The following is a 7,033-nucleotide window of genomic DNA, read 5'->3' as shown; positions in this document are numbered from 1 at the left end:
GGACGGCGGGCTCGTCAGCGGTTCCGCCGCGCGCCGGCCGGCCGCGCTCCGCCGGCCGGACCCGGTCACCGCCCCCGCGGGGATCCGCCTGGCTCCGCCGGGCGGCGCGACGGCCGCCGACGTCGTTCCCCTGCCGGGCGAGCAACTGCTCGACGGTCACCGGCTCTGCCGCACCGCCCCGAGGGGTACGCCCGCCGCGCTTGCGACCGGGGAGGTCGCGGTCCCCCGCGCCGTCCCGCGCCGGCTGATCCCCCAAGGTGTCGACACCTTCTCGTCGTCCGCATGCCCGTGCCCGTCGTCCCACGATACGGGCGGATCCGCGATGACCACGCCGACGCGCGGGGCGCCGTCCCCGCCGACCTGCCCCCTGCCGGGTGGACCGGGCACGATCGAATGGTGGGCCACGGTCGCAGTGCGTAGCGTTCGCACGGTGCGCCTCCCCTCCGTGCCCGGCCCGTCCGACGTCGTCGCCCTGGTAGGAGGCGTGCGCGACGGCCTCGGGGACGCGCTCGCGCTCGTGCCCCGGGCCGCGGCCGTGCTCGGTGAGCTGGAAGGGCTGCTCGGCCGGGTGTCCGGCGCGGTCGACCGGGTGGAGGCGCTGCTCGACCGCGCGGACGGCGCGATCACGCGGCTGGATGCCACGCGCACGAAGGCGGACGAGGCCATCACCGGTATCGGCGAGACCCGGGCGAACGCCGACCTGGCCATCGCGGGCATCGACGAGACCCGGGCGAGCGCCGACCTGGCCATCGCGGGCATCGGCGAGACCCGCGCGAGGGCCGACGACGCCATCGACGCCATGGGCCTGACGCGCGCGAAGGCCGACGACGCCATCGACGCCATGGGCCTGACGCGCACCAGGGCCGACGACGCCATCGACGCCATGGGCCTGACGCGCGCGAAGGCCGACGACGCGATCGACGCCATGGGCCGCACCCGCAGCAAGGCCGACGACGCCATCGACGCCATGGGCCTGACGCGCACCAGGGCCGACGACGCCATCGACGCGATGAACCACACCCGGACCAGGGCCGACGACGCGATCGACGCCATGAACCACACCCGGACCAGGGCCGACGACGCCATCGACGCGATGAACGAGACCCGCACCAGGGCGGAGGCAGCTGTCGACCAGGTGGGCGGGACGACCGATCGGGCCGACGGCATCGTCGGCCGCGCGGAGGGCATGGTCGGTCGGGTGGAGCCGCTGCTCGCCGACTACGAGCCGGCGCTCGTCGCGCTCGCGCCGTCGCTGCGGCGGCTGGCAGCCGAGTTCGACGACACCGAGGTCCACGCCCTGATCACGCTGATCGACCGGCTGCCGCAGGTGCTCGGCCACCTGGACGACCAGGTGCTCCCCGCGCTGGAGGGGCTGGAGAACGTGGGCACCGACGTGCGCGACCTCGTCGACACCGTGCAGGACATGCGGCAGATCGTGAAGGGTTTCCCCGGTTCCAAGCTGTTCCGGCGGCGCGGCGCCGAGGAGATCGCCGAGGACGAGGCGCGCGAGGGCGCCGGCGGCTGAGCCGGCGCCCCCGCGGGCGGGTCAGGAGTCCTGCGCGGGCTCCGAGGCCCCGGGGCCGGGGCCGGTCTCGGTCGGGTAGCCGAGGGCCCGGACGACGTCGCCGATCCGCTCGAACGTCTCCCCCTCGGGCAGTCGCTCGAGCTCGGCGACCACGACGTCGGGCGCCCGGTGGTCGCGCGCGGCCTCGACCAGGTCGGGCCCGCTGCTCGGGAAATCGGCCCGGTCCAGCCACCGCGCCAGCTCGGCGCGGGCGACCACGGCGTCCTCGTCCATGCCCACCGGCGTGCCACCGACCAGCGTGCCCGCCGGGTCCGCGTCGATGTCCGGCTCGCCCTCGGCCACCGGCTCCACCTCGCGCCACTCATGCGCCCGGGTGGCCCGCTCGGCCTTGAGCATGCCCTGGACCTCGTGCTCGAGCTCCTCGTCGAGCCGGGGGTTGTGCTTGGTGCTGCGCGAGGACGCGCCTGCGGACTCGGTCACGTGTGCCTCCTGTTGATCGGGCCCGGCAGCGCCGGGCCGAGGGTCGGTCCGCCCGGGGATCAGGCCTCGTCGAGCGCGCCGGGCTTGTGCACCGCGGTGCGGCCGGACTTGTCGCTGCGGACCTCGTACTGCGGGTCGTCCTCGCTGGCGCGCACGGTGCGCCCCGAGGCCTCCGTGTCGGAGGTGATCTTCTTCTCGACCGTGCCCTCCGTCTTCGACCCGTGGCTCTTCCAGGCGACGTGGTCGCCCTTCTCGAAGTCGTCGGCCATCGTCTCCCCTTCGTCGGACGGTGCTGCCCCTGCCGGTGCCCCCACTGCGGTGCCGACACACATCCGGGGCCCGATCGCCCGGTGCCCCTAGGCTCGGAGGACGTGACCACCGCGAGCGACGCCGCCCTCGTCGACGGGCTGCGCCCGGTCGACGTCCTCACCGTCGTCTCGGTCACCGACGTCACCCCCTCGGTCCGCCGCGTGACCCTCTCGGGAACGCCGGAGGCCGTGGCCGCCGCCGGCCCGACGGTGAACCTCCTGGTGCCGCGGGTGGGCGACGCGGCCCCCCGCTGGCCGCTGCTCCAGCGCGACGGCCGCGTGGTGTGGCCCGACGGCAGCCACGGCGTGGCGCTGCGCAGCTACACGGCCCGCCGGCAGGACCCGGCCGCGGGCCAGGTGGACATCGACTTCGTGCTGCACGGCGACGGCCCGGCCGCCTCCTGGGCCGCCGCGGCACGCCCCGGCGCCCTCCTCGGCGTCGCCGGCGCCGCCTCGCTGGCCGAGCGCCCCGCCCGCTGGCTGCTCCTGGTCGCGGACGAGACCGCGCTGCCTGCGGTGAGCCGCATCCTGGCCGCCGCCCCGGCCGGCACCACCGGCGTCGCCTTCCTGGAGGTGACCGGGCCGGAGGAGGAGCAGCCGCTCGCCGGCCCGCCGGGGGTCGAGCTGCGCTGGCTGCACCGGGGCGCCACCCCGCCGGGTGAGAGCACGCTCCTGGTCGACGCGGTGGCGTCGCTCGAGCGCCCGCCGGGCGACGACGTCTTCGCGTGGGTGGGCGCCGAGTCGGCCGCGGTCCGCGCCATCCGCGCCGATCTCCGCGGGCGCTGGGGGCTGGGGCGGGCGCAGCACCACGCGATCGGTTACTGGCGGCGCGGGCGCGCCATGGCCCCCGCCGGCTGACCGCCCCCGGGTCGTCCAGGGTGTTCACAGGTAGCGTCCAGACCGACCGCAGCCGCCGCCTCCACCCTGGGTGCATGTCGACGGCACCGGCGCACGCCCCCGGAGGAACGATGTCCGGACCCCAGCCCACGGGGCGCACCACCCCCGAGGCCCGCCTGCTCGTGGTGGACGACGAGCCCAACATCCGCGAGCTGCTGTCGGCGAGCCTCCGCTACGCGGGCTTCGAGGTGGCCACCGCCGCGGACGGCCAGCAGGCACTGGCCCTGGCCGCCTCGTTCCGGCCCGACCTGCTGGTGCTCGACGTGATGATGCCCGGGCTCGACGGCTTCGGCGTCGTCCGGCGGCTGCGGGAGAGCGGCCGCCACACCCCGGTGCTGTTCCTCACCGCCCGGGACGCCGCGGAGGACAAGGTCTCCGGCCTGACCCTCGGCGGGGACGACTACGTGACCAAGCCGTTCAGCCTGGACGAGGTGGTGGCCCGCATCCGCGCCGTGCTGCGCCGCACCACAGGCGCGCAGCGGGGCGCCGAGGCCCCGCGGCTCACCTTCGCCGACATCGAGCTGGACGAGGAGAGCCACGAGGTCATCAAGGCCGGGGAGGTGATCAGCCTGTCCCCCACCGAGTTCAAGCTGCTGCGCTACCTCATGGCCAACGCCGGGCGGGTGCTGTCCAAGGCGCAGATCCTCGACCACGTGTGGAACTACGACTTCAACGGCGAGGCCAACGTCGTCGAGTCCTACATCTCCTACCTCCGCCGCAAGATCGACACGACCGAGCCGCGGCTGCTGCACACCATCCGGGGGGTCGGGTACACGCTGCGGCTGCCCCGGGGGGCATGACCCCTCCGCCCGCGCCGGTACGGGGCCCGCGGGTCCCGCTCCGGGTCACCCTCGTCGCGCTGCTGGTGGCGCTGCTGAGCGCCGCCCTGCTCGCGACCGGCCTGGCCACCACCTCGCTGCTGCGCGACTACCTGCAGGACCAGCGGGACGCCGAGCTGCGCATCCTCGTCGAGTACAACCTGCGCCCCGAGGTGGCGGCCGCCTGCCGCCAGCCCGGGGACGCGGCGCCCAACCCGTTCTTCGTCGCCTGCCTCCCGCCGGGCAGCGACGAGCCGGTCGTCCTCGGCGAGCCCCAGGGGCCGGGCGGGGACGAGATGCCCGAGTTGAGCGGCAAGGCGGTGGAGCGGCTCCGGGCCGACAGCCGCCCGTTCACGGTCTGGGTCGACGGCGAGCGGTGGCGGATGACCTCGGGCCAGCTCCCCGGCGGCTACACCCTGGTCGTCGGCGACGACAACTCGGGCGTGGAGCGGGCCATCGCCCGGCTGGTCCGCATCGAGCTGGTCGTGGGGCTCTCCCTCCTGGTCGTGCTGGGCGCCGCCGGCTACGTGCTGGTGCGCAACAGCCTGCGCCCGCTGGTCGACGTCGAGCGCACCGCCGCCGCCATCGCCGCGGGCGACCTCTCCCGGCGCGTCCCGGTCGGTGACGAGCGCACCGAGGTGGGGCGGCTCTCGACGGCGCTGAACGGCATGCTCGCCCGCATCGAGACCGCCTTCCGCGCCCAGCAGGCGTCGGAGGAGCAGGCGCGCGGGTCCGAGCACCGCATGCGCCGGTTCGTCGCCGACGCCAGCCACGAGCTGCGCACCCCGCTGACCTCCATCCGCGGCTTCGCCGAGCTGTACCGGCAGGGCGCCGTCCGCTCGGACGAGGACGTCGCCCGCCTCATGCAGCGCATCGAGGCCGAGGGCGGCCGGATGGGCCTGCTCGTCGAGGACCTGCTGCTGCTCGCCCGCATGGACCAGCAGCGACCGCTGTCCGTGGCCCCGGTCGACCTGGCCGCCGTCGCCGGCGACGCGGTGCACGACGCCCGCGCCGTCCAGCCCGACCGGCCGATCAGCCTGCACCTGGACGAGTCGCTCACCGACGTGCCGGTCGTGCTCGGCGACGAGAGCCGGCTGCGCCAGGTGGTCGGCAACCTCGTCACCAACGCCCTCACCCACACCCCGCCGTCCACCCGGGTGCTGGTCTCGGTGGCGGAGGCCCCCGACGATCCCGACGTCCTGCTGCTGCGGGTCGCCGACGAGGGCCCCGGGATGGACCCGGCCGACGCCGAGCGCGCGTTCGAGCGGTTCTACCGGGCGGACGCCTCCCGCACCCGCGCCGCCGGGGGCACCGGGTTGGGGCTCTCCATCGTCGCCTCGCTGGCCGCCGCCCACGGCGGGTCGGCGTCGCTGGAGACCGCGCCCGGGGAGGGGCTCGCGGTGACCGTGCGGCTGCCGAGGAGCGGACCCCCCGGGGGTGGCGCACCGGCGGCCTGAGGCCGCTTGCGACCATCGCCCGGTGACGACGAACGACGCCCCCGCCGAGACCGGGGCCCCCTACGACCCCGAGCTCATGGCGGCCTCCACCGAGCTGGGGGCCGCGCTCCGCGAGCTGATCGAGGCCTCGGTGGTCACCACGGCGCCCGCGGCGGAGGTGGCCGCGGCGGCCGAGCAGGTCCGCCGGGCGACCGCGGCGATCGGCGCGTCCCGGCGCCCCGCCGCCCAGCTCCCGGTGCTGGACGACCCGTCGGTGGGCCGGCGCGTGTTCAACCCGGTCGTCGGCATCGGCAACGCCCTCGCCCCGCCCCTGGTGGTGCGCCGGGAGGAGGGCGGCGTGGTCGCCGAGGTGACCCTGGGCGTCGCGTACGAGGGCCCGCCCAGCTACGTGCACGGCGGGATGAGCGCCCTCTTCATGGACCAGCTGCTCGGCAGCGCGGCCGGCGCGGCGGGGCTGTGGGGCATGACCGCGCACCTTGAGCTGGACTACCGCGGCCCGCTGCCGTTGCAGACCCCGCTGGTGATGCGGGCCCGGGTGGAGAGCAACGAGGGCCGCAAGTCGGTGATCGTCGGCACGATCGCGCTGGCGGACGACCCCGGGCGCCCGCTGGTCGAGGCCCGCGGCATCTTCGTCATGCCGCGCCCGGAGAAGGCGCAGGCCTACTTCGGCACCATCACCGACGCGGCCGGCCGGCACACCCCGCCCCGCCGTCCCGGCGACGCCACCTCGGTGCAGTGGAGCTGACCCCCGGCTCCGACGTCGCCGTCGCCGTGGCCGCCGCACGGGCCGCGGCCGCGGCGCTGCTGCCGCTGCGCGACGGCGGCCCGGGAGGGCGCGCGCTCGGCGACGCCGGTGACGCGGCCGCGCAGCAGGCGATCCTGGGTGTGCTCACCGGCGCCCGCCCCGGCGACGCGGTGTTCAGCGAGGAGGCGGTGGACGACGCCCGCCGGCTGACCGCCGACCGCGTCTGGATCGTCGACCCGCTCGACGGCACCCGCGAGTACTCCGACCCCGCCCGCGCCGACTGGGCGGTGCACGTCGCCCTCTGGGCCGGGGGTGACCTGGTCGCCGCCGCGGTGGCGCTGCCGGCGCTGGACGAGGTGCACGTCACCGAGCCGGCCCCCGCACTGCCGCCCCGCCCGGGGGGACCGGTGCGCATCGCCGTCAGCCGCACCCGCCCACCGGCCGAGGCGCAGGCCGTGGCCGACGCGCTGGGGGGCGAGCTGGTGCCGCTGGGCTCGGCGGGCTACAAGACCCTGGCCGTCGTGCGCGGGGAGGTCGACGCCTACGTGCACGGCGGCGGCATGTACCAGTGGGACTCCGCCGCGCCGGTCGCCGTGGCCCGCGCCGCGGGGCTGGTGACCTGCCGGCTGGACGGCTCGCCGCTGGTCTACAACGACCCCGACCCCTCGCTCCCGGACCTGGTGGTCGCCCGCTCCGAGCTGGCGCCCGAGGTGCTGGCTGCGGTGGCCGCGGCCCGATAGCGGACACTGGGCGGGAATCCGCACCGAACCGATCGGGTTGCGCCGGTCGCCGACCCGATCCCT

General features: G+C 76.4%; 8 protein-coding genes. 6 read left to right on the top strand and 2 right to left on the bottom strand.

What is annotated here, in order from left to right; genetic code table 11:
• Positions 1–430 precede the first annotated feature (430 nt).
• The gene (locus E9565_RS14685; protein ID WP_236835651.1) at positions 431–1,525 is read left to right on the top strand and encodes a hypothetical protein; all 1,095 of its coding nucleotides are present in this window, start codon (positions 431–433) and stop codon (positions 1,523–1,525) included.
• 21 nt (positions 1,526–1,546) lie between these two features.
• Here E9565_RS14685 and E9565_RS14680 read toward each other — a convergent pair whose 3' ends face one another.
• The gene (locus E9565_RS14680; RefSeq protein ID WP_236827777.1) at positions 1,547–2,005 is read right to left on the bottom strand and encodes a DUF2795 domain-containing protein; all 459 of its coding nucleotides are present in this window, start codon (positions 2,003–2,005) and stop codon (positions 1,547–1,549) included.
• 59 nt (positions 2,006–2,064) lie between these two features.
• Positions 2,065–2,274, bottom strand: coding sequence for a DUF2945 domain-containing protein (locus E9565_RS14675; protein ID WP_236827776.1), 210 nt, complete (start codon positions 2,272–2,274; stop codon positions 2,065–2,067).
• A 102-nt stretch (positions 2,275–2,376) separates the two neighbouring features.
• On the opposite strand from E9565_RS14675, the gene E9565_RS14670 reads away from it, so the two are divergent.
• The 5 genes from E9565_RS14670 (at position 2,377) to E9565_RS14650 (ending at position 6,970) form a co-directional block, all read left to right on the top strand.
• Complete coding sequence (locus E9565_RS14670) at positions 2,377–3,171, top strand: siderophore-interacting protein (protein ID WP_236827775.1); 795 nt, start codon at positions 2,377–2,379, stop codon at positions 3,169–3,171.
• Positions 3,172–3,281: 110 nt separating this feature from the next.
• Positions 3,282–4,010, top strand: coding sequence for a response regulator transcription factor (locus tag E9565_RS14665; protein ID WP_236827774.1), 729 nt, complete (start codon positions 3,282–3,284; stop codon positions 4,008–4,010).
• Positions 4,007–5,485: a cell wall metabolism sensor histidine kinase WalK gene (locus E9565_RS14660; protein WP_236835650.1), complete on the top strand. Its 1,479-nt coding sequence runs from the start codon at positions 4,007–4,009 to the stop codon at positions 5,483–5,485. Before E9565_RS14665 ends, E9565_RS14660 begins: the two co-directional genes overlap by 4 nt.
• A 22-nt stretch (positions 5,486–5,507) precedes the next feature.
• On the top strand, positions 5,508–6,230 hold the full coding sequence (locus tag E9565_RS14655; RefSeq protein WP_236827772.1) for a PaaI family thioesterase: 723 nt from the start codon (positions 5,508–5,510) through the stop codon (positions 6,228–6,230).
• On the top strand, positions 6,221–6,970 hold the full coding sequence (locus tag E9565_RS14650; protein ID WP_236835648.1) for an inositol monophosphatase family protein: 750 nt from the start codon (positions 6,221–6,223) through the stop codon (positions 6,968–6,970). Before E9565_RS14655 ends, E9565_RS14650 begins: the two co-directional genes overlap by 10 nt.
• Positions 6,971–7,033 lie beyond the last annotated feature (63 nt).

The organism is Blastococcus sp. KM273129 (assembly GCF_021698995.1).
GTDB lineage: Bacteria > Actinomycetota > Actinomycetes > Mycobacteriales > Geodermatophilaceae > Blastococcus.
Note: the sequence above shows the minus strand (reverse complement) of the source record. Positions and strands in the feature narration are given on the sequence as shown.

What these genes read in the sequence shown, in the direction of transcription:
- E9565_RS14675 (WP_236827776.1), bottom strand. Translation starts at nt 2,274, where the DNA reads ATGGCCGACGACTTCGAGAAGGGCGACCACGTCGCCTGGAAGAGCCAC.
- E9565_RS14665 (WP_236827774.1), top strand. Translation starts at nt 3,282, where the DNA reads ATGTCCGGACCCCAGCCCACGGGGCGCACCACCCCCGAGGCCCGCCTG.
- E9565_RS14660 (WP_236835650.1), top strand. Translation starts at nt 4,007, where the DNA reads ATGACCCCTCCGCCCGCGCCGGTACGGGGCCCGCGGGTCCCGCTCCGG.